Genomic DNA, 23,708 nt, shown 5'->3' on the forward strand with positions numbered 1-23,708 from the left:
GTGATCAGCCGGAAAACTGGGGGGAGTGAGGGGCGGGAGTGGCCGCGGTGGCACCCGTACCCCAACCTGGAGGTCTGCCGTCGCGTCCACTGGGTAGGGCTTGCGGTGACCATCTCCCACGCTCGCCCGACACGACAAGGAGGCCCCCGTGGCCGCAGCATCGGCATCGCTTCCGCGCCCGGCCCGCTCCAAACGCACCCTGGAGCCGGTTGCCGACCTCACGCCCGACCTGTTCTTCGTCGACTCCGAGGGCGCCTGGGCCGAGACCCCGCTGACCAGCGAACCGCCGCTGGCCGACGCCGAGCCCCTCACCAGCGAGCCCCCGCTCGCCGACGCCGCCCCGCTCACCAGCGAGTCCGCCGACATTCCAGCCCCGCTGACCAGCGAGCCCGGCATGTTCGACGACCCGATGACGACGAGCGGTGAACTCGCCGCCCTGGCCGACCCGTTCGCCGGCCCGGACGCGACGAGGCCCTAGATGACCGCACCCCGGCCGGCCGACACCCTCGGCGAGGACCTGGCGCACCTCGCCGAACTGCACGGCGTCGCCACCGCCTACAGCCCCTCACCGGACCGCGCGGTCCCCGCCTCGGCCGTCGCGGTCGTCGCCGTACTGGCCGCCCTCGGCGTCGACGCGAGCACCCCGGAGGCCACGGCCGCCGCGCTCGCCGCCCGCCGGCAGGAGCTGGCCGGACGGCTGTTGCCGCCCACCGTCGTCGGCCGCCACGGCGCCGCGCCCGCCGCGCTCGACGCGCTGCCCGAGGGCACCGCGCTGCAGATCGAGACCGAGCAGGGCGAGGTACGGACGAGCGCGGAACAACTCCCCCCCGGCGTCCACCACTTGACCGCCACCGCACCGGACGGCCGCAGCGCCGAGGCCCATCTCGTCATCGCCCCGGACCGGTTGCCGACGCCCACCGCGCGGTCGTACGGACTGATGGTGCAGGTGTATTCCCTCCTCTCGCGGCACTCCTGGGGCATGGGCGACCTCGGTGACCTGGGGGAGCTGACCGCCTGGGCCGGGCGTTCGCTCGGGGCCGGGTTCGTGCAGGTCAACCCGTTGCATGCGGCGGTGCCCGGCGCGCCCACCGACCCCTCGCCGTACCGGCCGTCCTCGCGGCGCTTCCCGGACCCGGTGTATCTGCGGGTCGAGGACGTCCCCGAGTTCGCGTACGTAGAGGAAGGCGAACGCGAGCAGTTGCGCGGGCTCCTCGAACGGGCCGCCCGGCTGCGTGAATCCGTCCTGGACAAGGGCGCGTTGATCGACCGCGACGCCGTCTGGGAGCTGAAGCGCGAGGCGCTGGAACGCGTCCGCGAGGTCCCCCTCGGCCCCGGACGACGGGCTGCCTACGTCGACTTCCTCGCCCGCGAGGGCGAGGCGCTGGAGGACCACGCCACCTGGTACGCGCTCGCCGAGGTGCACGGCTCGAACTGGCGCCAGTGGCCGGCCGGCCTGCGCGACCCGCGCTCCTCCGAAACCGCCCGCGCCCGGGGCGAGTTGATGGACCGCGTCGACTTCCACTGCCGCCTCGCCTGGCTCACCGACGACCAGCTCACCGCCGCGCAGCGGGCCGCCCGGGACGCGGGCATGCCCATCGGCGTCGTGCACGACCTCGCGGTCGGGGTGCACCCGGACGGCGCCGACGCCTGGGCCCAACAGGCCTACTTCGCCGCCGGGATGTCGGTCGGCGCACCCCCCGACGCCTTCAACTCCCTCGGCCAGGACTGGGGGTTGCCCCCCTGGCGCCCCGATCGCCTCGCCGAGTCCGGCTACGCCCCCTACCGCCGCCTGCTCCGCGCCCTCTTCCGCTACGCCGGCGCCCTGCGCATCGACCACGTCATGGGCCTGTTCCGCCTGTGGTGGGTCCCCCAGGGCCACCCGCCCACCGAAGGCACCTACGTCCGCTACGACGCCGAGGCCATGCTCGCCGTCCTCGCACTGGAGGCCTCGCGCGCCGGGTCCGTGGTGATCGGCGAGGACCTCGGGACCGTGGAGCCGGGTGTGCGCGAGACCTTGCAGGAGCGTGGGGTGCTCGGCACGTCCGTGCTGTGGTTCGAACGGGACTGGGCGGGCGGCGGGCGTCCGCTCGCGCCGGAGGAGTGGCGGGCCGACTGCCTCGCCACCGCCACCACCCACGACCTGCCGCCCACCGCGGCCCGGCTCACCGGCGAACACGTCGAACTCCGCGACCGGCTCGGCCTGCTGACCCGGCCCGTGGAGGAGGAGCGGATCGAGTCCGCCACCGACGTCAGCGAGTGGCTCGCGCTGCTGGCCCGGCTCGGCCTCTACGAACACCCCGGGGGCGGCGGGCGCCCCGCGTCCGAGGAGGAGGCGGAGATCCACGCCGTCCACCGTTTCCTGCTGCGCACCCCGGCCCGCATGATCGGCGTCTGGCTCCCGGACACGATCGGCGACCGGCGCCCGCAGAACCTGCCCGGCACATGGGACCAGTATCCGAACTGGCGCCTGCCCGTCGCCGACGCGGAGGGGCGGCCGGTGACACTGGAGGAACTCGCCGCTTCGCCCCGGCTGCACGCGCTGGTGGACGTGTTGCGGGTGGGGCTCGGGGAGGGGACGGGGCCGGGTTCCGGGGACGGTGGCGAAGGGGGTCCGTGAGGGCTTCGCGCCCCGTACGGCACCCCCGGGCGCGCGGTCCGTTCGGGCGTTCGCTACGTTTGCGGTGTGGACAAGAAGAACGCCCTGCGCGCCGGTGCCCTGGCTGCCGGTACGACGCTGATGATGCTGCTCATGACGTCCCCCGCGCTCGCGCTCACCCGCGACGACGGTGACGACCCGGGCAAGGGCCTGAGCGTCGCCGAGACGCTGGGGCTCTATGTCCTGATCCCGCTGGCCCTGTTCGCGATCATCGCGGGCCTCGTCATGGCGCTGGACAAGTCCAAGGACCGCGCGCCGAAGGTCACGTCCGGCACGAAGTCCGGTACGGGCACGGCCGTCGACGCGAAGGCCTGACCCTCACGCACTCCGGAAGGCGTCCCCCTCACCCAGCACGGTGAGGCGGACGCCTTCGGCATGCCCTGCGGCCCGTCCCGGCAGGTGCTCCGCGCCGCCCTGCCCGGCCGCCTCCACACCGTCGCCCCGCGGCGGCAGGTTCGTCCTCGTCACGCCGGGCGACCACGACGGGAAGGTCTACGGCACGCAGGGCGCCCGCAGGGACCGGCTGGCCGTGGAGCGCTGGGCGAGCGGCCGTCGTACGGCGCCGCTGGTGCGCCCGGACGGCTACCTGGCGTCGGCCCCGGACACCGCCGACCCGGCCGCGGGCGAGGCGGCGCTCGTCGTGCACGTCGGCTGAACAGCCGCAAACGCCAGGGGAGTTCGCTACCGCTCGGTCGAGGCCAGCAACTTCCTGAGCAGGTCGGCCAGTTGGTCGGCCTCCTCGCCGTCCAGGCCGGACAGGGCCGCCGTCTGGGTCGCGAGCCCGGAGCCGACCGCCGCGTCTATCAGCGCCAACCCCTTCTCCGTCAGGGTGACTTGGAGACCCCGGCGGTCGTGCGGGTCGGGGGAGCGGCGGAGCAGACCGGCCCGCTCCAGCTTGTCGAGGCGGCCCGTCATGCCGCCGGTGGTGAGCATCAGGGTCGCGGAGAGCTCGCGCGGCGAGAGCGTGTACGGCTCGTCGGCCCGGCGCAGGGTCGCGAGGACGTCGAACTCGCCGCGTGAGATGCCGTGCGGGACGTACGCCTTCTCCATGCGGTCGCCCATGGCCCGGGCGAGCCGGAAGATCCGCCCGAAGACCTCCATCGCGGCGGTGTCGAGGTCGGGCCGCACCGCCGCCCACTGTTCGACGATCGCGTCGACGGGGTCCTTGTCGTTCATGGGGTGAGTATCCGCCGGTCAGCAGGTCGGTCGCAAGAAAGTGGATCACGAGTGAGTGGATCAGGGGTCAGTTGATCACGGATTACTGGCTTGACGGTAAGTTGCTTAGCGGTAAGCTAATCAGTGTCGACCTACTCCGGAAGGTGCCCTCCCATGGCCAGTCGCCCGGTCCTGACGGCGGCCCTCACCGCCCTCGCCCCCATCTCCTGGGGCACCACCTACGCCGTCACCACCCAGTTCCTCCCGCCCGACCGCCCCCTGTTCACCGGCCTGATGCGCGCCCTGCCCGCCGGTCTGGTGCTGCTCGCGCTCGCCCGGGTGCTGCCGCGCGGCGCCTGGTGGTGGAAGTCGGCGGTGCTCGGCGCGCTGAACATCGGTGCCTTCTTCCCGCTGCTGTTCCTGTCCGCCTACCGGCTCCCCGGCGGCATGGCCGCGGTCGTCGGCTCGATAGGCCCGCTCTTCGTGGTCGGCCTCTCCGCACTGCTGCTGGGGCAACGGCCCACGGCCCGGAGCGTGCTCACCGGCACCGTCGCGGCCTTCGGCGTCAGTCTCGTCGTACTGAAGGCGGCCGGGGCGCTCGACCCGGTCGGGGTGCTCGCGGCCCTCGCGTCCACCGCGTCGATGTCCACCGGCACCGTGCTCACCAAGCGCTGGGGCCGCCCCGACGGCGTCGGGCCGCTCGCCCTCACCGGCTGGCAGCTCACCGCGGGCGGACTGCTGATCGCCCCGGTCGCCTTCCTGGTCGAGGGGGCGCCGCCCGCGCTGGACGGCCCGGCGATCGGCGGTTACCTGTACCTCGCGCTGGCCAACACGGCGATCGCGTACTGGCTCTGGTTCCGCGGCATCGGCCGGCTCTCCGCCACCCAGGTCACCCTCCTCGGCCCGCTCTCCCCGCTGACCGCGGCCGTCGTCGGCTGGGCCGCGCTCGGGCAGGCGCTCACGCCGGTGCAGCTGGCGGGGATGGCGCTCGCGTTCGGGGCCACGGTGTTCGGGCAGATCGCTCCCCGTACGTCCCCTGTTCCGGTTCGGGAGGTAGCGTCACGCGGGAACACCGTGACGCAACGCCGGAGGCGCTCGTGGCCGAAGACTCCTGCCCCAGCTGTGGCAAGCCGCTCACCGCACGCGCGGGCCGTACCGGCCGGCGTTCCGTGTACTGTTCCGCCGCCTGCCGGCAGAAGGCCTACCGCGAGCGGCAAGGTGGCGGCGGGGTCGGAGTCGACGGGCTGATCAAGGAGATCGGGCGGCAGGTGGAGCAGCTGGTCCCACAGCCGCCCTCCGTCTTCTACTCCGGCGTGACGGAACTGTCCTCGTCCGTCGCCCGGCTGAGACGGGTGGCGCGGACCGCCCGGGAGACGGCGCAGGAACAGACCCCGGAATCCGTCACCCAGGAACCCGTGACGGAACTCCATGTCCCCGTCGACGAGGGCGACTTCGCGGCCCTCGTCGAGTCCCACCGCCGGGAGATCCAGGTCCACTGCTACCGCATGACCGGGTCGTACGACGACGCCGAGGACCTGGTGCAGGAGACGTTCCTGCGGGCCTGGCGGGCCCGGGACACCTTCGAGGGCCGGGCCGGCGCCCGGACCTGGCTGTACCGCATCGCCACCAACGCCTGCCTGGACTTCCAGCGCCGTACGGCCCGCCGCCCCAAGCGCTACGAACCGCTGCCCGGCATGAACCACGGCGGCGGCGAGCCGCCCGCCCGGGTCACCTGGCTCCAGCCGTACCCCGACGACGAGTTGCCCTCCGCCGAGGAGCAGCCGGAGGCCGCCGCGGTCTCCCGCGAGACCCTCGAACTGGTCTTCCTGGCCGCCGTCCAGCATCTCCCGCCGCGCCAGCGCGCGGTGCTGGTGCTCCGGGACGTGCTCGGGCTGACCGCCCTGGAGACCGGCGAGGCCCTCGACATGACCGTGGCCTCGGTCAACAGCGCGCTGCAGCGCGCCCGTCCCACCCTGCGCGACCGGCTCCCCGGCCGCCGCGCCGACTGGACGGCCACCGAGCCCACCGACCACCAACGCGCCCTGGTCAAGCGGTACATGGCCGCCGCCGAGCGCCTCGACCTGTCCGAGGTCGCCACCCTGCTCAGCGAGGACGTCACGCTCACCATGCCGCCGAACCCGTTCTGGTTCACCGGCCGCGACGCGCTCGTGGAGTTCCTGAGCATGAGCCTCGACGCCGACTCGCCCCTGTTCCTGGGCCATTGGCGTCACCTCCCGGCCCGCGCCAACGGGCAGCTGGCGGCCGGGGGTTACGTCCGCCGCCCCGGCACGACCGTCTACCGCGCCCAGGTCCTCGACGTGCTCCGCTTCGACGCCGACGACCGGATCGTGGAGATCACCTCCTTCGAACCGCATCTGTTCCCGGCCTTCGGACTGCCCCTGCGGCTGTGACCGACCAGGGGTGACCGATGAGTGGTGGGGCGCGCGTGCGTCTGTATGGCCGACTCGAACGACCCACGACCCGCAAGGAGAACCACCATGCTGCTCACCGACAAGACCGCGGTCGTCTACGGCGCCGGAGGCTCGATCGGCAGCGCGGTCGCCCGCGCCTTCGCCGCCGAGGGAGCCCGCGTCCACCTCGTGGGACGCACCCGGGAGACGCTGGAGGCCGTGGCCGCCGACATCAAGGACGCCGAGGTGGCCGTCGTCGACGCCCTCGACGAGAGCGCCGTCACCGAGCACCTCGCCCGCGTCGGCGACATCGACGTGTCCTTCAACCTCGTCTCACGCGGCGATGTGCAGGGGCTCCCGATCACCGAGATGCCCGTCGACGCCTTCCTCGCGCCGGTGATCAACGGCACCCGCGCCAACTTCATCACCGCCCGCGCCGCCGCCCGCCGCATGGCCGAGCGCGGTTCCGGAGTCGTCCTGACCCTCAACAGCGGTTCCGCGCACGGCAGTCCGATGATGGGCGGCACCGGCCCCGCCGACGCGGCGACCGACAGCCTGGTGCGCAACCTGGCGATGGAGCTGGGCCCGCGCGGGGTGCGCGCCGTAGGACTGTGGGCCGCCGGCATCCCCGAGACCCTCACCGTGGAGAAGCTCGGCAAGGTCAATCCCGACCTCAACGAGGCCGCGATCCAGGGCATCCTCGACCAGCTGTCGACCCTGCGGATGACCCGCCGCAACCCCACCCTCGCGGAGATCACCGCGACCGCCGTGTTCCTCGCCTCGGACCACGCGGCGAGCATCACCGGCACGTTCGTCAACGTCACCGGCGGGATGTTCCCGGGCTGAGCGGCACACGCGAAGGGGCGCCCGGCATCGTGCCGGGCGCCCCTCGGGGCCGTGGGAAGGAGCGGCTACGACGCCGTCGCGTCCGCGGCCTGGGCCTTCAGGGCGCGCTCGACGCCCGAGCGGGACTCCGAGACCAGACGGCGCAGGGCCGCGTTGGGCTCGGCGGTCGTCAGCCAGGCGTCCGTGCGGTCCAGGGTGTCCTGGGAGACCTGGATCGACGGGTAGAGACCGACCGCGATCTGCTGGGCGATCTCGTGCGACCGGGTGTCCCACGCCTCCTTCACGGCGGCGAAGTACTTCTCCGTGTACGGCGCCAGGAGCTCACGCTGATCCGTCTGCACGAAGCCCGAGATCACCGCTTCCTGAAGGGCGTTGGGCAGCTTGTCGGACTCGACGACCTGCGCCCAGGCCTCCGCCTTCGCCTCCGCCGTCGGGCGGGCGGCACGGGCGGTCGCCGCGTGGCGCTCACCGGCGGCCGTCTTGTCCCGCTCGTACTCGCCGGCGATCTCCGACTCGTCGAACCGGCCCACGGACGCGAGGCGTTCGACGAACGACCAGCGCAGGTCGGTGTCGACGGCCAGACCCTCGATCGTCTGGGTGCCCTCCAACAGGCCGTCCAGCAAGTCGAGTTGCTCCGGAGTGCGGGCCGTCGCCGCGAACGCGCGGGCCCACGCCAGCTGGTGGTCGCTGCCCGGCTCGGCGGACCGGAGGTGCGCCAGCGTGGCGTCCGTCCAGCGGGTCAGCAGGGTCTCGCGGGCGGCCGGGTCGGCGTACAGCTCGATCGCCAGCTTCACCTGGCGGTGCAGCGACTGCACGACACCGATGTCGGACTCCTTGCCGATGCCCGACAGGACGAGCGACAGGTAGTCACGGGTGGCGAGTTCGGCGTCCCGCGTCATGTCCCAGGCCGAGGCCCAGCACAGCGCGCGGGGGAGCGAGGACTCGAAGTCGCCGAGGTGCTCGGTGACGAACGCGAGGGACTCCTCGTCGAGACGGACCTTCGCGTACGACAGGTCGTCGTCGTTGAGCAGCACCACGTCCGGACGCCGCTTGCCCACCAGCTGCGGTACGGCGGTGAGTTCACCGTCCACGTCCAGCTCGACGCGCTCGTCGCGCACCAACTTGCCGGTGTCCGCGTCGAGTTCGTACAGGCCGACCGCGATGCGGTGCGGGCGGAGCGTCGGCTCGCCCTTGGCGCCGGCGGGCAGCGCCGGGGCCTGCTGGCGGATCGCGAAGGCGGTGATGACACCGTCCGCGTCCGTCTCGATCTCCGGGCGCAGGATGTTGATCCCGGCGGTCTGCAGCCACGCCTTCGACCAGGTCTTCAGGTCGCGCCCCGAGGTCTCCTCCAGCGCGCCCAGCAGGTCGGACAGGCGCGTGTTGCCGTACGCGTGCCGCTTGAAGTACGCCTGCACGCCCGCGAAGAACTCGTCCATGCCGACGTAGGCCACGAGCTGCTTCAGGACGCTCGCGCCCTTGGCGTACGTGATGCCGTCGAAGTTGACCAGGACGTCGTCCAGGTCGCCGATCTCGGCCATGATCGGGTGCGTGGACGGCAGTTGGTCCTGCCGGTACGCCCACGTCTTCATCGAGTTGGCGAACGTCGTCCACGAGTGCGGCCAGCGCGAGTCGGGGGCGTAGGCCTGGCAGGCGATGGAGGTGTACGTGGCGAACGACTCGTTCAGCCACAGGTCGTTCCACCACTCCATGGTCACGAGGTCGCCGAACCACATGTGGGCCAGCTCGTGCAGGATGGTCTCCGCGCGCAGCTCGTACGCGGCGTCGGTCACCTTGGACCGGAACACGTACTGGTCGCGGATCGTCACCGCGCCCGCGTTCTCCATCGCGCCCGCGTTGAACTCCGGGACGAACAGCTGGTCGTACTTCTTGAAGGGGTACGCGTAGTCGAACTTCTCCTGGAACCAGGCGAATCCCTGCCGCGTGACCTCGAAGATGGCGTCCGAGTCGAGGTACTCGGCGAGCGAGGGCCGGCAGTAGATGCCCAGCGGCACGCTCTGCCCGTCCTTCTCGTACACGCTGTGCACGCTGTGGTACGGCCCGACGATCAGCGCCGTGATGTACGTCGAGATGCGCGGCGTCGGCTCGAACACCCAGGTGTCGTCCCGGGGTTCGGGCGTCGGGGAGTTGGAGATGACGGTCCAGCCGTTCGGCGCCTTCACCGTGAACTGGAAGGTCGCCTTGAGGTCGGGCTGCTCGAAGGAGGCGAACACGCGGCGCGCGTCCGGAACCTCGAACTGGGTGTAGAGGTACGCCTGTTGGTCGACCGGGTCGACGAACCGGTGCAGTCCCTCACCGGTGTTGGTGTAGGCGCAGTCCGCGACGACGCGCAGGACGTTGGGCCCCTCCAGCAGACCGGCCAGGGCGATCCGGGAGTCCTTGAAGACCTCGCCGGGGTCGAGCGGGTCGCCGTTCAGCGTCACCTCGTGGACCGTCGGGGCGACCAGGTCGATGAAGGACTCGGAGCCGCCCTCCGTCACGTCGAAGCGCACCGTCGTCGCGGACCTGTAGGTCCCGCCCTCCTGCGCGCCGGAGAGGTCGAGATCGATCTCGTACGAGTCAACGGTGAGCAGCGTTGCCCGCTGCCGCGCCTCTTCGCGAGTCAGGTTTGTGCCAGGCACGCGGTCATCTCCTCGTTATGTGTGGGTTGCGCCATCCTTCCACGGGAGCCGACGGAAGCGCGATGTCCGTATCCCGCCGGTGAGCGGGGCGGACGAGCGCGAGCCTGGGCCCATGACGACGTACACGCCACGACCCATCGACCCCACGGCCCTGAAGGAGCTGCGCTCTGCTGACGATGCGGGGCGCGGAATGGTTCCCACCGTCGACGAGGAGGGCGGCGCCCCGCTCCGCTGCTGCCTGCGCCGCAGCGCGCCGGGGGAGCGGATCGCGCTGGTCTCCTACGCCCCGCTGCGGCGCTGGGCTGCGGAGACGGGGGCCGAGCCCGGGGCGTACGACGAGCAGGGGCCGGTGTTCATCCACGCGGAGGAGTGCGGGGGGCCTTCGGCGGGTCCCGGGTATCCGTTCGCGGGCTCCCACCGGACGATCCGCCGGTACTCGGCCGAGGGGCACATCCTGGGCGGCGAACTGGTCGACACCCTCGACACCGCCGCTCTCACCCGAGCCTTCACCGACCCGTCCGTGGCCCTCGTCCACGTCCGGGCGGTCGAGTACGGCTGCTTCTTCTACGAGGTCCGCAGACCGTGACGTCCTCAAACGCCGGACGGGCTGAAAATCAGCCCCTCCGGCGTTTGAGGAGCGGGGGTCCGGGGGCCGGCCCCCGGGTCAGCTGTTGAGTTCGGCTGCTACCAGTTCCGCGATCTGTACCGCGTTCAGCGCAGCGCCCTTGCGGAGGTTGTCGTTGGAGATGAAGAGCGCGAGGCCGTGCTCGACGGTCTCGTCGGCGCGGATACGGCCGACGTAGGACGGGTCCTGGCCGGCGGCCTGGAGGGGGGTCGGGATGTCGGTGAGGGCGACACCGGGCGCGCCGCCGAGCAGCTCGGTCGCGCGCTCGACCGGGAGGGGGCGGGCGAACCGGGCGTTGACCTGGAGGGAGTGCCCGGAGAAGACCGGCACGCGGACGCAGGTGCCGGAGACCTTGAGGTCGGGGATCTCCAGGATCTTGCGGGACTCGCTGCGGAGCTTCTGCTCCTCGTCCGTCTCGTGCAGCCCGTCGTCGACGATCGACCCCGCGAGAGGCAGCACGTTGAACGCGATGGGCCGCTTGTAGACCTGCGGCTCGGGGAAGTCGACCGCCGAACCGTCATGCGTGAGCTTGTCCGCGTCGGCGACGACCTTCAGCGCCTGCCCGTGCAGCTCGGCCACCCCGGACAGCCCGGACCCGGACACCGCCTGGTACGTCGCGACGACCAGCGCCTCGAGCCCGGCCTCCGCGTGCAACGGCTTCAGCACCGGCATCGCGGCCATCGTCGTGCAGTTCGGGTTGGCGATGATCCCCTTGGGCCGGTCGGCGACGGCGTGCGGGTTCACCTCGGAGACGACCAGCGGCACGTCGGGGTCCTTGCGCCACGCGGAGGAGTTGTCGATGACGACCGCACCCTGCGAGGCGACCTTCTCGGCCAGCGCCTTCGACGTCGCACCGCCCGCCGAGAACAGCACGATGTCCAGCCCGGAGTAGTCGGCGGTCGCCGCGTCCTCCACCGTCACGCCGTCCAGGACCGTCCCCGCCGAACGGGCCGAGGCGAACAGACGCAGCTCGGTGACCGGGAAGTCCCGCTCCACGAGGATCCTGCGCATGACCGTGCCGACCTGACCGGTGGCTCCGACGATTCCGACCCTCACAGCGACTCCTTCATGTGTCCGTACGCATCCGTGCATGTCTGCGGCATTTCCATCATCCTGCCGATCCTGGTGTGCCTGTCCAATTCTTTGCGGCGCATGCCCGAGGAGTGGGACGCGGCCGGGCCGGTGTGACGTACCCCTCGAACCGTTTCCGGGCCCCGCCGAACGTTTCCGCCCCCTCCCGCGTCGTAGAGGAAACGCGGTGAGGGGGTGGCTTGTGCTGCGCAGAAAGGCCCGCCGGGTCCAGGAGGACGACGATCCCCTGGACGCGGCCCAGGAACGCCGGGTACGGGCGGTGCTCGCGCTCGGCGGGGTGCCGCAGGCGGATCTGCCGGACGGTGTCCAGCAGGTGCGGCTGCGGTTGCTGGAGCGCGCGGCGAAGGGCGACGAGGCGCCGCGCGACGTCTCGGCGTGGGCGGCGGTCGTCGCCTCGAACCTCGCCATGGACTGGCACCGCGCCAAGCGCCGGCAGGAGCGGGTGGGGGAGCGGCTGGCGTCCCTGCGCCAGCTGGAGCATCCCTCCGGCGAGGACACCAGCGTCCTGTCCCTGGCGGTGGCGCAGGGCCTGGACGAACTGCCGGACCAGCACCGCCAGGTCCTCGTCCTGCGGTTCTTCGCCGACCTGCCCGTGCGCGGGATCGCCGAGGAACTCGGCATCCCGGAAGGCACGGTCAAGAGCCGGCTGCACTCCGCGGTCCGCGCCCTGCGCGACCGCCTGCACGAGGACGAGGTGGTGTGACGTGGCCGCGGAGCGGAATGAACACGAGGGCGTGGACGCCCTGATGGCCGCGATCACGGACGAACCGCTGCCGGACGCGGCCCGCGCGGACGCCGGGTTCATGGCCGAACACGCGGCCGCAACGGCCGAAGTGGCGTTGCTGCGCGAGCAGTTGGGGATCATCGGGCAGGCACTCTCGGCACCCCCGGCACCGGAGCCCGTGACCAGGCCCGTCCCGTCCCGGCTGACCCGCCCGGCCCGACGCCGCCACCCCGCCCTGCGCGTCCTCGCCTATGGCACGCTCGCCACGGCCGTGATCGCCGGGATGGTCACCGGGGTCGCCTGGCTCGGCGCCCACAACGGCGGTGCCACCGCCGACTCCTCGTCCGCCCAGAGCAAGTCCGACGCCCCCGCCGAGGTGTCCGGGGACGGCCCGCCGCCCGCCGATCCGGAGCAGGTGCTGGCCTGCGACCGGCTCGTCGTGGAGGGCACGGTGGCCCGGGTGGAGACGAGGGCGGACGACCCCTGGACCACGGTCGTGCTCACCGTGATCCGCTCCTACAAGCCCGCCAAGAGCCCGTCCCAGGTGTCGTTCCTCCTCGACGGCGGAGCGAACCCGAAACCGCGTACGGGCCAGCACGTACTGGTCGAGGTGGGCAGGGGTCAGCAGAACGCGAGCCTCTGGGCCGTCGGCGACACCCGCGTCGCCGCGAACCGCGCCTGGATCGTCGAGGCGCTGCCTGGCTCCCTGCACACGGTCTGCTCGCCCGGCTGAACGCGCAAGGGGCGGGCGCCCGCACGGACGCCCGCCCCCTCACCGTCGTATCAGCGCTACGACGTGACCTTCTCGATCTTCACGCTGCCCACGCCCGCGACCGTGCCGCGCGCGTTGACCAGCTGGACCTGGCCGAAGAACTCGCGTCCCGCCGGGGCGGGGGCCAGGGCGGTGACGCTGCCGGAGACCGTCGCCGAGGCGCCCGTGGCGAGCTTCACCGGGGCGGAGGCGTCGACGCCGACCGTGCCGAGCGCCGGGGAGAAGAACACGTCCCGGTAGTCGTACGCGGTGGAGCCGGACGGCACCGAGTAGCCGGCGACCTCGACCGTGTAGGTGCCGGCGGCCGGGTTGGCGATGGAGACCGCTTCCTCCGAGTCGCCGTCGGCGGAGGTGCCGACGACCGCACCGGCGGCGTTCTTCACCGTGAGGTCCAGGTCAGCCGCCGCGTCCGAGACGTTGCCGATCGCGACGTTCAGGGACGTGGCGCCGGCGGGCACGTCGACCGTGGTCGTCTGGGTGACGCCCTCGGTGATGGTGGGCCGCGCGGTCAGCGAGGAGCCGAGCGGGCCGCCCTTCAACGTGCCGGTGAGGGCCGCGTAGTTGTTGGTCACCTTCCAGGAGGCGGTGGCCGGGGTGCCGACCTTGGCCTCGGGCACGGTCACGGTCTCCGGGTCGAAGGCCGCGCCGAGGACGGTGGCGTCCAGCTTGTACGGGTTGTCGAGCAGCGGCGAGGTGCGGCGCGCCTCGACCTCGATCTCCCAGACCCCGGCCTGCGGGTCGGCGTACGAGCGGACGTCGGGCTTGCAGCCGTTGCCGTCGAGGTAGTTGTTGTAGCAGTACGGGGTGCCCGTGTCCTCGACCGGGACGCCGTACGGGTGGATCGAGATGAACCGCGTCTGGCTCTTGTCCTTCAGCCCGCTCATCGCGATCTCAAGGGCCTTGGCGCCCTCGGGGACGGTCAGGAAGTACGACCGCGTGCTGTTGCGCTGCACCGAACTCGCGGTGGAGTAGGTGTAGTTGACGGGCGACGCGACGACGACCGTGGTGAGGATCTGCTTGTCGAGGCCCTCGGTCCTCGGGTCGTCGACCTCCAGGATCGCGCTCTTGATGCCCGAACTCTTCGGCGCCGCCTGCACCTTGACCGTGACCGGCTGGTTCAGCGGGAGCTTGACCTCGTCCGGGCCGACGATCCGGAAGGTGCCGCCGGCGTTGTTCTCGAAGTGCAGCTCGTGCCGAACGGCCTTGTCCGCACCGGTGGTCCGGGTGAGGGTGATGTCGTACGTCTTCTTCGCGCCGGCCTTGAGGCCGCCCTCGCGGTCGTAGAGGCCCGTGCCGAAGCCGGGGGTCTTCAGCGCGTAGTCGATCGCGGTGTCGACGGGAGCCTTGACCGTGTACTCGTGGGAGGTCGCGCCGTCCTTGATGGACTTCCACGCGTCCACGATGTCGATCAGGCCCGCGCCCTCCTCGTAGGCCTGAACACCCTTGATGTGGTCGGCCGTTGAGGTCAGCGCCGTGCGCAGGGTCGCCGGGGTGAGGGCGAGGTGCTTCTGCTTCGCGGCGCTCAGCAGCAGCGCCGAGGCGCCCGCCGCCTGCGGGGAGGCCATCGAGGTGCCCTGGAGCATCGAGTAGCCGGCCGGCAGGGTGTAGCCCGCCTCGGGCACCGGGGCGCCCGGCATCCAGGTCTGGGTGGTGTTGATCGCCGCGCCGGGCGCGACGAGCGTCGGCGTGAAGCCGCCGTCCTCACGCGGGCCGCGCGAGGAGAACGGCAGCAGCTGGTACGAAGTCGCCACCTGCGAGCCGTAGTTGGCGGCCCAGGTCTGCTTCGAGATGGAGGCGCCGACCGAGATCACCTTGTCGGCGAGGCCGGGGTCGCCGATCGTGTTCGCGCCCGGACCGGAGTTGCCGGCCGAGATCACGAGCTGCACGCCGTAGGTGTCGATGAGGCGTGTGTACAGCGCGGCGCGCGCGTTGTTGCCGTCGTTCAGCGCGGGCAGGCCGCCGATCGACATGTTGACGATGTCGACACCGCGGTTGGCGACGAGGTCGATCATGCCCTCGGTGAGCGCAACGTTGGTGCAGCCGCCGGTCCAGGTGCAGGCGCGGGACGACACGATCTTCGCGCCGGGCGCCTCGCCGTTCATCCTGCCGCCGAACAGGCCGTTCGCGGCGGTGATGCCGGCGACGTGGGTGCCGTGCTCGGACTCGATGACACCGATGTTGACGAAGTCGGCGGTCTTGCCGACCCAGGACCCGCCGTACGGGTCCATCGGGACGTCCTTGCTGATCTGCACGACGAAGGGCTGCCGCTCGACGACGTCCGTCGCCGGGTTGTCGGTCCCGAAGTACCCGATCTGGTAGCCGTCCTTGTACGGCTTCATCGGGGTGTCGTCGCCGAAGTTCTGGTTGTTGTTCAGGTCGACCGTCACCGTGCCGGCCGCCGGGTCGTACAGGACACCCCACGCGTCGGTGGTGTCCCCGTCACGGTTCGCGTCGCCCGCCGCGTCACCGCCGGTGGTGTACGACTCCTTGAACGTGCTGATCTCGTACGATCCCGCGGGCGCCGTCCAACTCGTGCCGCCGTAGGTGAAGTTGGGGCCGGAGACGGCCGTCACCATCGGGCGCCAGGTCTGGTCGCCGTCGGCGATCGGGTCGGTCGAGGTGACCCAGTCGACGATCTTGCGCTCGCCGGTGGTGGTCTTCTGCAGCGCCGGGTGGCCGAGGTCGACGCCGGAGTCGAGGATGCCGATGGTGATGCCGCGGCCGTCCGCCTTCGGGTTCTTCTTCACGAAGTCGACGGCGCCCGTCTCGAAGGACGGGTTGTACGGGTTCTCGGCGGGGGTGTTCTTGTTCGGCGCCGAGTAAGTGGCCTTGCCCGTGCCCTTGCCCGTGCCCTTGTCGGCGCCCTTCGCGGTGTCCGCGCTCGGCGTCGGGTCGTCGAGGGCGATCTCCTGGCGGAGGTCGATGGCCTGCACCGAGGACAGCTTCGAGGCGGCGGCGATCGCCGAGTCGGCCTTGCCGGTCGGGACGGTGGCGCGGACGTAGCCGAGCTTGTCGTAGGTGCGGCCCACGGAGCCGCCCTTGACCGCGTCCAGCTGCTGGGCGACCTGCTCGGTCGCGCCCGGCGCGGTGGCGATCATCATGGTGACGTTCTTGTCGCCGTCGGCCTTGGCCGTGGCGAGCAGGTCGGCGTCGTCCGAACCGAGCTTGGCGGCGGCGGACTTGACGCTCGGGTCCGCGGATGTGGTGGCGGACGGTGAGTCGGCGGAGAAGGCCATGGGTATCGGCCCGGCCGCGGAGAGCGCGGCGACGAGACCGGCGGCCACGGATATTCGGGCCACGCGTCTCTGGTGGGAGAGGGTCATCGGCATCCCTTGTAGGTGAAGAATCCAGTGCCGGACGAGGGCACAGCTTTACCCAAGAGACAGTTGTTTGGGAAGTGTTGACCGAAACGCTATGAACGTATGGGGAAAACCCCCTATTCGCTCCGGGTGTTCGCGCGTGCGTAGTGGCGGGACGCCTTCGCGCGGTTGCCGCAGGCCGCCATCGAGCACCAGCGCCGGGTGCCGTTCCGCGAGGTGTCGAAGAAACGCAGTACGCACGCCTCGTGGGCGCAGTGGCGGATGCGGTCCGGGGCGGTGGAGAGCAGCTCCAGATAGCTGCGGGCGGCGAGCCAGCCGGGGCCCCACCGGGGGTTGTCGAACTCGGGGATCTCGCCGGGTCCTTCGGCGGTGAGGGTGGCCCGGATGCGTCCCCTGCCGAGCACGGCGTCGAGTTCGCCGGTGCGGCCCTCGTCCAGGGCCAGCTTCAGCGCGGCGCGCGTGCTCCGGACGTGCGTCAGGGTGGTCGTGTCCGCCGGGAACCGCCCCTCGAGCCCGTTCGACGCGAGCCACACGGCGAGGCCGCCCGGCACCGCGAGCAGATCCTGCAGCACTCCGTCCCGCATCCACCACGTGTTGAGCAGGTCGAGCGCGAGCGGCTCGCCGATGAGCGGCCGGGGGTCCTCGGTGAGGGGCGTCGGCTTCGACGTGGGCTTCGGCATTTCGGGCGCCTCTCTGCTGATCTAACCGGTCAAGAGTACGTGACCGGTTGCCCTCGCCGAGTCTAACCTTTAAAGTCATCGACAACGGTTATGTCAGCGAAGGGCTTCCCATGACCCTGCACCTCGGCCACACCGGCCTGAACGTCACCGACCTCGACCGCTCCCTCGCCTTCTACCGCGACGTCCTCGGCTTCGCGGTCCTCGCCGAGGGCAAGGAACAGGGCCGCCGGTACGCGTTCCTGGGCGACGGTGACGGCGACGGCCACCCCGTCCTCACCCTCTGGCAGCAGGCGCAGGGGCCGTACGACAGCGACCGCGCCGGCCTGCACCACCTCGCGTTCGCCGCCGACTCGATCGAGCGGGTCCGGCGGTACAAGGAGGCGCTCAAGGCCTACGGCGCCGAGTTCGCGTACGAGGGCGTGGTCGCCCACCGCGAGGGCGGCGCCTCGGGCGGCATCTTCTTCCACGACCCGGACGGCACCCGCCTGGAGATCTCGGTGCCGACCGGCGCGGAGACTGCCCCGGCCCCCAGTTCCGACGCCCCGACCTGCGGTTTCTTCTAGTCATGGCAGCCGCTGAGGCCATGGAGACCTATCACGCGGGCTCCCGCGCCGTGCAGGACCGGGTCGGCGTGCGTGAATTCGCCGACCACGTCGGCCAGATCATCGGCCCGGGCATCAAACCCGTGGCCGCCGCCTTCCTCGAACTCCAGCCCCTGCTGATCCTGGGCGCGGCCGACCCCGCGACGGGCCGGGTATGGGCGTCCCCGCTCACCGGCACCCCCGGCTTCGTCCGCGCGACGGGCCCGCACCAGATCTCGATCACCGGCGCCCCGAGCCCCACCGACCCCCTGACCCCGGCCCTCACCGACGCGGACGACCTCCCGGTCGGCACGATCGCCCTCGACCCCCGCACCCGCCGCCGCATGAGAGTGGACGGCCGACTCCGCCGTACGGCAAGGGGGTTGGCGATCGAGGCGGAGCGCGTCTTCGCCAACTGCCCCAAGTACATCCAGCGGAGAGAGTCCTACGAGACGGTCGCGGACCGCACCCCCGCCGACCCCCGCCGCACCACCGAACTCACCCCGTCCCAGGCCGAGTTCATCACGGCGTCCGACACCTTCTTCCTCGCCACCGTCCACGACCGCGGCGCCGACGCCAGTCACCGGGGCGGCAACCCCCGCTTCGTACAGGCGACTTCACCCCGCGAGCTGATCTGGCCCGACTACACGGGCAACGCCATGTTCCTCAGCCTCGGCAACCTCGTCGCCGACCCCCGCGCAGGCCTCCTCTTCCTCGACTGGACCACAGGCACCACCCTCCAACTGACCGGCAGGGCAAGCCCGGAGTTCGACGAGAACGGCGAACGCAGAGTCCGCTTCACGGTCGCCGAGGTCATCGAGACCCCCGCCGCACTCCCGCTGCGCTGGTCCGCCCCCGAATACTCACCTGCCAATCCAGTCCCGGGGCGTTGAGAACCCCGTCAGGGGCGCGGGGCTGTATCGACGTGCGGCTCCGCCACGCGGGCGCGACCTGCCCCCACGGCGGGACAGCCGAACGAATTCACATTGCGGCCCTTCCTGCAGAGCACTTAACGTCTCCGGGATGCGCAAAAAGCTGAGGGTCGCCGCCTACGCCATCTGCATCCGCGACGACCAACTCCTGCTGGCCCGATCCCCCGCGCCGACGGGCGGCCACGAGTGGGTCCTCCCCGGCGGCGGCATGGACCACGGCGAACACCCGAACGACACAGTCGTCAGGGAGCTGGAGGAGGAGACCGGCTACCACATCGAGGTCACCGCCCTGCTCGGCATGGACACCACCCACCGAGTCGTCCCCTGGAGCTACCACCGCAAGGTGGACCACCACGGCGTCCGGATCGTCTACGAGGCGAAGATCGTCGGCGGCGAGCTGCGCAACGAGATCGGCGGCTCCACCGACATGGCCGCCTGGCACCCACTGGACGAGGTCTCCGGACTCACCCGGGTCCCGCTGATCGACATCGCGTTGCGCCTGTGGCGGGAGCGCCCACCCGTCGGACGGCTCGAACCCGCCCCGAAATAGCTCCGGGACAGCTTCAGTACCCCGGCAGATGAACACGGAGTAGCCGCTTCCCGGCGGCTCGACGAGCGTTCACGAACGCACAGGCGCCGCCAAGATCCACGTACGGTGATCGGCGCTGCCCGTTGCCGTCTCGTTTACGCGCAGGTCATCCCCGATGCCAAGCATCCAGTACGAGCGGGAACTTCGCGACCGCGATCGAAAACCGATCGCCGCGAACACCCGCGACCACTGCCGACGCAGTTCGTACTCGGGGAGATCGCGCCATGTCGCGCACACGCTCTGTCGCCAGCTCCGTGCTGGGGGTCAACCGCCGTACCGTCCTCGCCGCCACCGCGGCCGTGTCCGTCTCCGCAGGCGTCGGGTACGCCCTACGGCCCACCGACAGCGAGGCCGCCACGGCCGACGCCGCCGCGGCCGGAGGAGCCGCCGAGGCACCCGTGGCACAGTCCCGCAAGGCACCGGCCGCACCCCTGGCCCCGTACACCAAGGGCACCACCCTCGCCACGGTCGCCGCCCCGCGCACCAGTTCCGGTTACCGCCGGCTCGGCGACGGCGCCGGCTGGAAGCGCGTCGTACGCGGTGACCTCGCCGCCGCCAAGTCCGGGCGCGCGGGCCGCCGTACGGCACTCGCGTCGTTCGTGCAGTTCACCGATCTGCACCTGATGGACACTCAGCACCCGCTGCGGCTCGAGTACTTGCGCTCCACCGACAAGCACGCGTGGCGCCCGCACGAGGCGTTGACCGTGCAGGGCGGGATCTCGCTGGTCGAGCGGGTCAACGCGCTGCGCGGCGCCCCGGTGACCGGCTCCCCGCTGCACTTCGTGATGACCACCGGCGACAACACGGACAACAACGCGAAGTCCGAGCTGGAATGGTTCATGAAGATCATGAGCGGCGGCCGCTTCACCCCCAACACCGGTGACCCGCGCCACTACGAGGGCGTCCAGAACAGCGGCCTCAAGCTGTACTGGCAGCCCGACGCCACCCTGCGCGACGGCGACAAGCAGGTCGGCTTCCCGCACCTCAAGGGCTTCCTGGCCGCCGCGATCCGCGAGGTCCGCAGCCCCGGCCTCAACCTGCCCTGGTACTCCACGGTCGGCAACCACGACGCGCTGCCGCTCGGCTGCTTCGGCTCGCACGCGGACCCGTACCTCACCGAACTCGCCATCGGCGGCAAGAAGTTGATGACCGCGACGGCGGCCGAGGCGAAGAAGCTGCAGAACTCGATCCGGGACGCCAAGGACCCCAAGGGCTCCGGCTACCGCGACTTCCTCAAGGCCCACGCCCGTTCCGCGCGCTCGATCACACCGGACGAGAAGCGCGCCCCCTACACCTCCGCCGAGTACCTCAAGGCGCACCTCGACCCGGCCTACCAGGGCCTCGGCCCGGTCGGTCACGGCTACTCCTCCGCGAACGTCGACGCGGGCACCCAGTACTACGCGTTCCGTATCGCCGACGACGTGATCGGCATCAGCCTCGACACCACGGACGCGGGCGGCCACTACGAAGGGTCCATCGGGGCGACGCAGTTGAGGTGGCTGGACAAGACGCTGCGCGACAACAAGGACTCGTACGCGGTGATCTTCAGCCACCACACCAGCAAGACGATGGACAACACCCGCCCCGACCCGGCGCACCCCACCGAGCGCCGCTACGAGGGCTCGGCGGTCATCGCGCTCCTCGGCAGCCACCCGAACGTGCTGGCCTGGGTCAACGGCCACATCCACCGCAACGTCATCACCCCGCACTCGGCGCCCGACGGCCGCAGCTTCTGGGAGATCTCGACGGCCTCGCACGTCGACTATCCCCAACTCGCCCGTGTCATCGAGCTGGTGGACAACAAGGACGGCACGCTGTCCCTCTTCACCACGCTGATCGAGTCCGCGGCCCCGCACCGCACCGACTTCTCCGACCTCACCCAGACCGGCCTCGCGGCCCTGTACCGCGAGCTGTCGTACAACGCGCCGGGTTCCAGCACGGTGCTGGGCGGCGACGCGAAGGACCGCAACACGGAACTGATCCTGAAGAAGGGCTGACGTTCCGCAACGACCGGAGGCGGCGATCGCGGCCCGGCCCAATTGACCGTGGGATAACCAACCGGACCCAGACACGAGACGCCCAGTTCATTCGTACGAAATGTCCGTGCCGCCTCATAACGGCTAACCCGCTGTTCACGGGGATGGCTCGATTCATATGCAAGGCGGGTGGTCGTGTGCGCGCTAGACACGAGCTGCACGTGCTGTCGGTCTACGAGGGGTTCTTCTCCGGAGGAGCCCGCATCGTCCACAGCGACGTCGTACTGGGACTGGTGGAGGGCGGCCAGCACCATACGGTGCTCAGCATCCACGGAGAAGTACACCGAGAAGCAACCCGGCAGGCCATGGAGAACGACGCCTGCTACCAGCGACTGACCTCGGCCGGGGTCGGCGTCTCCACCCTCGGCCGCAGCTTCCACGGCGAGGGCGATCCGGTCACGGAAGGGTTCAGCGGGCCCGAGCTCGCCGACACCGCCCGTGCCCTCGCCGACGCGGACGTCGTCCTGTCCCTCAAGGAACAGCCGCTCTCCCTGCTCAACCAGGCCGGCCTGCCCCGCCGCCCGATCGTCGCGTGCCTGCACCGCTCGGACCCCGAGCACTCGGGCACCGCCCTCGACGAGCTGAAGTCCGCCATCGCCGACGGCAAGGTCGTCGCCGCCGTCTGCTGCGCGGAGTCCACCCGCGACGCCTACCAGGCCGCCGGCATCCCGCCCGAGGTCCTCCACGTCATCCCTAACGGCGTGGACCTGCTCCGCTTCCGTCCCGACCCGGCCCGGCGGCTCGCCCTGCGCGCCTCCCTCGGCATCCCGGACACCGCCCCCGTCGTCGTCTTCGCGGCCCGCTACGCCACGATGAAGAACATCCCCCTCTTCCTCCGCGCCGCCAGTGAGTGGCTGCGGCGCGAACCCGCCGGTCATGTGCTGATGTGCGGCGCCGGCATGACCGACCACGACCAGCCCGCCCTCTCCGCCGACATCGACGACGCCTTCGGGGAGGAGCGCGGACGACTTGCCGGCCGGCTCCATCTCCTCGGCGTACGGCGGGACATGGAGACCGTCTACGCCGGGTCGGACGTCGTCGCGCTGACCTCGTCCTTCGGCGAGGCCGCACCCCTCTGTCTCATCGAGGGCATGATGTGCGGGGCCGTCCCCGTCGCCACCGACGTCGGTGACAGCGCCTCCATCGTCGCCGGGCACGGCATCGTCACACCCCCCGACCCGGACGCCATCGCGTCGGCCTGGACCGAGGCGGTCGTCGGCCGCGCGGAGTTCGCCGAGGCCCACGCCCGCAGCCGCGAACGGTTCAGCCGTACGCGCATGATCGCCTCGTACGCCGCCCTCATCGACGGCCTGCACGCGGGACACACGACGACCAGCGCCGCCCCGCCGCCGTTGCCCGAACCCCTGTAGGACAGACATGAGGAGGGGCCACCGACCCCCGGTGGCCCCTCCTCTCCCCTCCTGATCCCGCCCCGGTCCGTCACTACCGGGGCAGCACCACGACATACGCGGCCGGATCCCGGTCGGCCGCCGCCATCAGCGCCGTACGGACCACCGCCGCCTGTTGTTCCATCGCGTCCCGGAGCTTCTTCGGGGTGATGTGGACGACCGTGATGCCCAGCCGCTCCAGATGCTCGCGCTTGCGGGCGTACTCCGACCAGAGGGCGTCGTCGTCCTGCCGATGGCCTTGGCGCGGGGCGCGGGTGTCGAGTTCCACGGCCACCGCCTGCTCGGGCCAGTACGCGTCCAGGCCGGCGAGGTGCGGGCCGCCGGGCAGGCGCAGGTCGACGTTCCACACCGGGTCGGGGAGGCCGTACTCGCCGACCATCCGGTAGAGGCGGTCCTCGGCGATCGCGCGGCCCTCGGCCAGCAGCGAGTCCACCGCGTCCACCACATGCGGCCGGCTCAGCAGCTTGGCGTTGTTCAACTCCCGTACCACCGCGGCCGGTTCGCAGTGCCCGCCGCGTACCGCCTCGGTGAGCAGCCCGCGCACCGCGTTCGCGTCCGACAGCTCGGCCACCGCGTCCGCGAGGGCCCGCGGCACCGGGGCGACCGGGACGCCCTTCACCTGCTGCGGGGTGGGCAGCGAGGCGGTGCGGACGATCCGCGCGCAGCCCGTCGAGCGCAGCCGGCGCATGCGGGGGACCAGGACGTCGAGCTGCTTGAGCGAGGCCAGGTCAGGGGCGGAGGTGAAGCCGTGCAGGGTCAGCGCGCCCATGCCGGTGAGCATCGTCTCCGCGTACACCGGGCGGTGCGGCTCCTCCGCGCCGGGCTGGACCGGGACCCCCGCCGTCCGCTCCCGCGCCGCGTACAGCAGCACCGCGTGCAGCCGCTCCTCACCGGTCGGCGGGCCGGAGTGCAGCAGGACCACGCCGGGGAGGAACTGCTGCCACGGCCCGTCGGGGCGGCACTGCTCGTTCACCTCGGCCGCCGGGACACCGTGCGCCCGGAGCTGAGCCGTCGTCAGAACCCGGCGGTGGACCTCGGAGAGGTGGCTGAGGGGGCGGGGGGAGAGCGGGGTGTTGTGGTTCATGCAACGGGGTTTCCCGCGCCGGATCCGCTCCCTAACCGCTGTTACACGCTCGTCGACAAATCCGGACAACGCGGTACTAAAGGACAGGCGTTCGGATGCCGAGTAGGCGCCGAAAACCCCTGGTCCGGATGGGGTGGACCAGGGGTTACGGGGAGGA

Annotated in this window: 21 protein-coding genes; 15 read left to right on the plus strand and 6 right to left on the minus strand. The window is 71.5% G+C overall.

Annotated features, from left to right (window positions below; all coding sequences use genetic code 11):
• Window positions 1–148: 148 nt before the first annotated feature.
• The 4 genes from OHT77_RS29215 (at window position 149) to OHT77_RS29230 (ending at window position 3,311) form a co-directional block, all read left to right on the plus strand.
• Window positions 149–478, plus strand: a complete 330-nt coding sequence (locus OHT77_RS29215) for a hypothetical protein (RefSeq protein WP_401326053.1) — start codon at window positions 149–151, stop codon at window positions 476–478.
• A complete protein-coding gene (gene malQ, locus OHT77_RS29220; protein WP_328831398.1) occupies window positions 479–2,617 on the plus strand; it encodes a 4-alpha-glucanotransferase in 2,139 nt (712 codons plus the stop codon).
• A 66-nt stretch (window positions 2,618–2,683) separates the two neighbouring features.
• Entirely contained in the window at window positions 2,684–2,971 is a 288-nt protein-coding gene (locus OHT77_RS29225) for a hypothetical protein (RefSeq protein WP_328831399.1), read from the plus strand.
• Window positions 2,972–3,011: 40 nt separating this feature from the next.
• Window positions 3,012–3,311 carry a hypothetical protein gene (locus OHT77_RS29230; RefSeq protein ID WP_328831400.1) on the plus strand — a complete coding sequence of 100 codons (300 nt, stop codon included), beginning with the start codon at window positions 3,012–3,014 and terminating at the stop codon, window positions 3,309–3,311.
• A 26-nt stretch (window positions 3,312–3,337) separates the two neighbouring features.
• Here OHT77_RS29230 and OHT77_RS29235 read toward each other — a convergent pair whose 3' ends face one another.
• On the minus strand, window positions 3,338–3,832 hold the full coding sequence (locus OHT77_RS29235; RefSeq protein WP_328831401.1) for a MarR family winged helix-turn-helix transcriptional regulator: 495 nt from the start codon (window positions 3,830–3,832) through the stop codon (window positions 3,338–3,340).
• Between the two features lie 153 nt (window positions 3,833–3,985).
• Between OHT77_RS29235 and OHT77_RS29240 the strand changes: the two genes are divergently transcribed.
• The 3 genes from OHT77_RS29240 (at window position 3,986) to OHT77_RS29250 (ending at window position 7,068) form a co-directional block, all read left to right on the plus strand.
• Window positions 3,986–5,059 (plus strand): EamA family transporter, encoded by a 1,074-nt coding sequence (locus OHT77_RS29240; RefSeq protein ID WP_328831402.1) that lies wholly within the window; start codon window positions 3,986–3,988, stop codon window positions 5,057–5,059.
• Window positions 4,981–6,222, plus strand: coding sequence for a sigma-70 family RNA polymerase sigma factor (locus OHT77_RS29245; RefSeq protein WP_328831403.1), 1,242 nt, complete (start codon window positions 4,981–4,983; stop codon window positions 6,220–6,222). Before OHT77_RS29240 ends, OHT77_RS29245 begins: the two co-directional genes overlap by 79 nt.
• 87 nt (window positions 6,223–6,309) lie before the next feature.
• The gene (locus OHT77_RS29250) at window positions 6,310–7,068 is read left to right on the plus strand and encodes an SDR family NAD(P)-dependent oxidoreductase (protein WP_328831404.1); all 759 of its coding nucleotides are present in this window, start codon (window positions 6,310–6,312) and stop codon (window positions 7,066–7,068) included.
• Window positions 7,069–7,133: 65 nt separating this feature from the next.
• Here the strand turns inward: OHT77_RS29250 and pepN are convergent, their stop codons facing one another.
• The gene (gene pepN / locus OHT77_RS29255) at window positions 7,134–9,707 is read right to left on the minus strand and encodes an aminopeptidase N (RefSeq protein ID WP_328831405.1); all 2,574 of its coding nucleotides are present in this window, start codon (window positions 9,705–9,707) and stop codon (window positions 7,134–7,136) included.
• A 112-nt stretch (window positions 9,708–9,819) separates the two neighbouring features.
• Between pepN and OHT77_RS29260 the strand changes: the two genes are divergently transcribed.
• On the plus strand, window positions 9,820–10,293 hold the full coding sequence (locus OHT77_RS29260) for a DUF1203 domain-containing protein (RefSeq protein ID WP_328831406.1): 474 nt from the start codon (window positions 9,820–9,822) through the stop codon (window positions 10,291–10,293).
• Window positions 10,294–10,371: 78 nt separating this feature from the next.
• Here OHT77_RS29260 and OHT77_RS29265 read toward each other — a convergent pair whose 3' ends face one another.
• Window positions 10,372–11,388, minus strand: a complete 1,017-nt coding sequence (locus OHT77_RS29265; protein ID WP_328831407.1) for an aspartate-semialdehyde dehydrogenase — start codon at window positions 11,386–11,388, stop codon at window positions 10,372–10,374.
• A gap of 217 nt (window positions 11,389–11,605) precedes the next feature.
• Between OHT77_RS29265 and OHT77_RS29270 the strand changes: the two genes are divergently transcribed.
• Together OHT77_RS29270 and OHT77_RS29275 are read left to right on the plus strand one after the other, a co-directional pair.
• On the plus strand, window positions 11,606–12,127 hold the full coding sequence (locus OHT77_RS29270) for a sigma-70 family RNA polymerase sigma factor (RefSeq protein ID WP_019063172.1): 522 nt from the start codon (window positions 11,606–11,608) through the stop codon (window positions 12,125–12,127).
• 1 nt (window position 12,128) lies between these two features.
• Complete coding sequence (locus tag OHT77_RS29275; protein WP_328831408.1) at window positions 12,129–12,881, plus strand: hypothetical protein; 753 nt, start codon at window positions 12,129–12,131, stop codon at window positions 12,879–12,881.
• A 56-nt stretch (window positions 12,882–12,937) separates the two neighbouring features.
• Here the strand turns inward: OHT77_RS29275 and OHT77_RS29280 are convergent, their stop codons facing one another.
• Window positions 12,938–16,243, minus strand: a complete 3,306-nt coding sequence (locus tag OHT77_RS29280; protein WP_328831409.1) for a S8 family serine peptidase — start codon at window positions 16,241–16,243, stop codon at window positions 12,938–12,940.
• 113 nt (window positions 16,244–16,356) lie between these two features.
• Window positions 16,357–16,920, minus strand: a complete 564-nt coding sequence (locus OHT77_RS29285; protein WP_328831410.1) for a CGNR zinc finger domain-containing protein — start codon at window positions 16,918–16,920, stop codon at window positions 16,357–16,359.
• 110 nt (window positions 16,921–17,030) lie between these two features.
• On the opposite strand from OHT77_RS29285, the gene OHT77_RS29290 reads away from it, so the two are divergent.
• The 5 genes from OHT77_RS29290 to OHT77_RS29310 all read left to right on the plus strand — a co-directional run bounded on the left by OHT77_RS29290 (window position 17,031) and on the right by OHT77_RS29310 (window position 22,428).
• Complete coding sequence (locus tag OHT77_RS29290; protein ID WP_328831411.1) at window positions 17,031–17,483, plus strand: VOC family protein; 453 nt, start codon at window positions 17,031–17,033, stop codon at window positions 17,481–17,483.
• Window positions 17,484–17,503: 20 nt separating this feature from the next.
• Entirely contained in the window at window positions 17,504–18,394 is an 891-nt protein-coding gene (locus OHT77_RS29295; protein WP_328834373.1) for a pyridoxamine 5'-phosphate oxidase family protein, read from the plus strand.
• A 130-nt stretch (window positions 18,395–18,524) separates the two neighbouring features.
• Window positions 18,525–18,983 (plus strand): NUDIX hydrolase, encoded by a 459-nt coding sequence (locus tag OHT77_RS29300; protein ID WP_328831412.1) that lies wholly within the window; start codon window positions 18,525–18,527, stop codon window positions 18,981–18,983.
• Between the two features lie 263 nt (window positions 18,984–19,246).
• Window positions 19,247–21,019: a TIGR03767 family metallophosphoesterase gene (locus OHT77_RS29305; RefSeq protein WP_328831413.1), complete on the plus strand. Its 1,773-nt coding sequence runs from the start codon at window positions 19,247–19,249 to the stop codon at window positions 21,017–21,019.
• 200 nt (window positions 21,020–21,219) lie between these two features.
• Window positions 21,220–22,428: a glycosyltransferase gene (locus OHT77_RS29310; protein ID WP_328834375.1), complete on the plus strand. Its 1,209-nt coding sequence runs from the start codon at window positions 21,220–21,222 to the stop codon at window positions 22,426–22,428.
• A 73-nt stretch (window positions 22,429–22,501) separates the two neighbouring features.
• Here the strand turns inward: OHT77_RS29310 and OHT77_RS29315 are convergent, their stop codons facing one another.
• Window positions 22,502–23,551 (minus strand): hypothetical protein, encoded by a 1,050-nt coding sequence (locus OHT77_RS29315; RefSeq protein ID WP_328831414.1) that lies wholly within the window; start codon window positions 23,549–23,551, stop codon window positions 22,502–22,504.
• Window positions 23,552–23,708: the final 157 nt, after the last annotated feature.

It is taken from the genome of Streptomyces sp. NBC_00252 (assembly GCF_036187565.1).
GTDB lineage: Bacteria > Actinomycetota > Actinomycetes > Streptomycetales > Streptomycetaceae > Streptomyces.